We start from the raw sequence: 2,403 nt of genomic DNA, 5'->3' as shown, positions 1-2,403 counted from the left end.
CGTAAATCTATTTTAGACATTTATTTTCCACCCTTCTTTTAAGGATAAATTTACTATGTAAAATGCTATAATTATCAATAATAAAATCCCATAAAACTTGCTTACACAATCCGCGGCAGGACGCCGCGACCTTTGCGTATGGTTTCGGAGAACGGTCTACTGTTTGCGACACCTTCGAACTGGACCCCCTTGGCGGTGCTTATCACCCAGTGAGGTGGTGTGGTGCTCTGACATTTCCCATAAAGCGTACTTCCAGAACCCCTGCGCAAAAACATTGTTCTCCGTAGCCACACGACCCGTGACTCAGAGGGCGATAGGACGTCGCCCCCTTAAATGCATTGATTAACTCTCCCTGGATAATAAAAAAAATGATGTAAGCTACTGAATTTGCGACTTGCATATTTTTACATTTTCTCGTTTACAATAGTATCATTTAAACTACAACTTTACAGTGTAGAGTAGTCTAAATAAAGTATTTTTGAACTTATTTAAAATCATATTTTTTCGGGGTTTTCTAAAGTAAGGTCAAACACACAGCCACAATCCTTACAGGCATGAGCAATAATACCAGATGCTTTTTTTACATAAAGTCCTTTTTGATCTTGTGGCACAAATAAAACACTACCTGAATGCTGCAAATTGCCTTTGACAATGTTTTCTTTACCACATTTATTACATTTAATTTTTTCCATAACTCTCAACCTCCTGTTGTAGAAAATGTCATTCATCAATTTTTTTAAATTAAAAACTTGGTCATTTCGAAGTTTTTCTTCCAAAATCGCGGCAGGACGCCGCGACCTTACGTGTGGTTTCGGAGAACGTTCCAGTGTTTGCGACGTCCCTGAACCGGACCCCAAAGATAGTCCGTCTTGGCGGAGCTTCGCTCCCGGTAAAGGGATGTGGTGCGCTGACCTTTCCCTAAATACGTGCAGCCAGCAGCCTTGTGCAAACACACTGTTATCGGATGTATGAGGTCCCCCGAAGCCAGAGTGCGACTGGACGTCGCACCCTTGAACTATTTTATCTGTACAATCTATCCATTAAATAGCTCTCAAATTTATATAAGCAAATTTACTTTTATTCTTTATTCAATAAATGTAATTGTTTTTGTAAGTAAATTTCTTTTAAAACGGAATCAATTTGCAGATTCTGCAACTTCAAATATGTCATGAAATTTGATAGCAAAATTCGTGTTTTATCTTTTAATGATATTGTATTTTTGTCCTTACCTTTAAGCACTTGAACTATACTGTTTACTATCTCTTCAGCTTCTAAATCTTTAATAAATTCTTCCTTAGCATCTTTACTTAATGTTGAAACTAAATCCTCATAATCATTTTCAGAGAATTCATATCTAAGATCATGCGCATAATTATTTCTTACTTTGTTCAGCTTTTTAAATGCTCCATACCACTGTTCCTCTATAATCCCTAAAGAAAATGCTGCATCTAATTTATTAGAAAAGTATGGTAATTTTATTTTAGATGGATTTACAAGAACATTACTAATTAAAGTCATTAATTCATTTTCTATAAATAAATGACCTCTAAGAATAATCCCCATTAAATCCTCGGTTTCAGTGTAATCCATAAAATCCTTTATTGCATTTTTATATTCATCAATAAGTTTTCGGTGTTCAATATTCATGTATTTCTTCCTCCACGTACGATTTTCTCTTAAATCGCGAACTATTATATTTCTTGCATAAACATCAGCAGTCTAATAACTCAGAGTATAACACTAAAATTTCAAACTCATTCAATTAATCTGCCGCAGGATGTGACGACCGCCTCATATTTCCGATAACGTCTAGCATTTGCGACCCCTTCGAACTGGACCCCTGAGGAATACCTATTAGGCGGAGCTTCGCTCCCAGTGAGAAGAGTGTAGTGCTCTGACCTTTCCCTAAAAACGTGCTTCCAGCACTTTATGCAAATGTAGTGTTAGTAGATGCATTTTTGAATACCCTGCTGCCTATTTCCCTTAAGCTTCAATAATTCCTAATATCTACTCGTACTCCCTATTACAATTCAGTTTTATTTTCCACCGACACCCTTAAGTTTGACCCTAGCAAACGTCTTTTTTACACCTAATTTTCTAACATCTACACTTTATAACAAAATGTATTATTGTAATTAGCTTTTCTCTTCCACCGAAACCCTAGGGTTCGACCCTAGCAAACCTGATCTTTTCCACCAAGCCCTTCAGATTTTTCCCGATGTAAGGATTAACCTTAGTAATATAAAATATATTTTTAAACGATATGTAGATTCCCTACTACATCTACCTGTAGTAAAAATGTGTCTACTAACGTTTCGCATTGCCGAAGCCTTTGAGCTGGACCTCAAAGAAATACCTCTTGGTGGAGCTTGTCTCCCAGCGAAAAGGTTTGGGTCGGAGCAC

Annotated in this window: 3 protein-coding genes; all 3 read right to left on the bottom strand. The window is 36.9% G+C overall.

All coding sequences use genetic code 11. The annotated features are described in order from the left end of the window. Positions 1-494 precede the first annotated feature (494 nt). On the bottom strand, positions 495-692 hold the full coding sequence (locus T335_RS0115270; protein ID WP_026478307.1) for a PF20097 family protein: 198 nt from the start codon (positions 690-692) through the stop codon (positions 495-497). A 385-nt stretch (positions 693-1,077) separates the two neighbouring features. Then, on the bottom strand, positions 1,078-1,647 hold the full coding sequence (locus T335_RS0115265) for a hypothetical protein (RefSeq protein WP_026478306.1): 570 nt from the start codon (positions 1,645-1,647) through the stop codon (positions 1,078-1,080). A 557-nt stretch (positions 1,648-2,204) separates the two neighbouring features. Then, positions 2,205-2,403 (bottom strand): hypothetical protein (locus T335_RS22590; RefSeq protein ID WP_207640681.1); only part of this gene is annotated, 199 nt, incomplete at its 5' end.

The organism is Alkaliphilus transvaalensis ATCC 700919, from assembly GCF_000621485.1.
GTDB classification, from domain to species: domain Bacteria; phylum Bacillota; class Clostridia; order Peptostreptococcales; family Natronincolaceae; genus Alkaliphilus; species Alkaliphilus transvaalensis.
Note: the sequence above shows the minus strand (reverse complement) of the source record. Positions and strands in the feature narration are given on the sequence as shown.

Excerpts from the sequence above, each read along its gene's own strand:
- T335_RS0115270 (WP_026478307.1), bottom strand. The coding sequence starts at position 692 with ATGGAAAAAATTAAATGTAATAAATGTGGTAAAGAAAACATTGTCAAA.
- T335_RS0115265 (WP_026478306.1), bottom strand. The coding sequence starts at position 1,647 with ATGAATATTGAACACCGAAAACTTATTGATGAATATAAAAATGCAATA.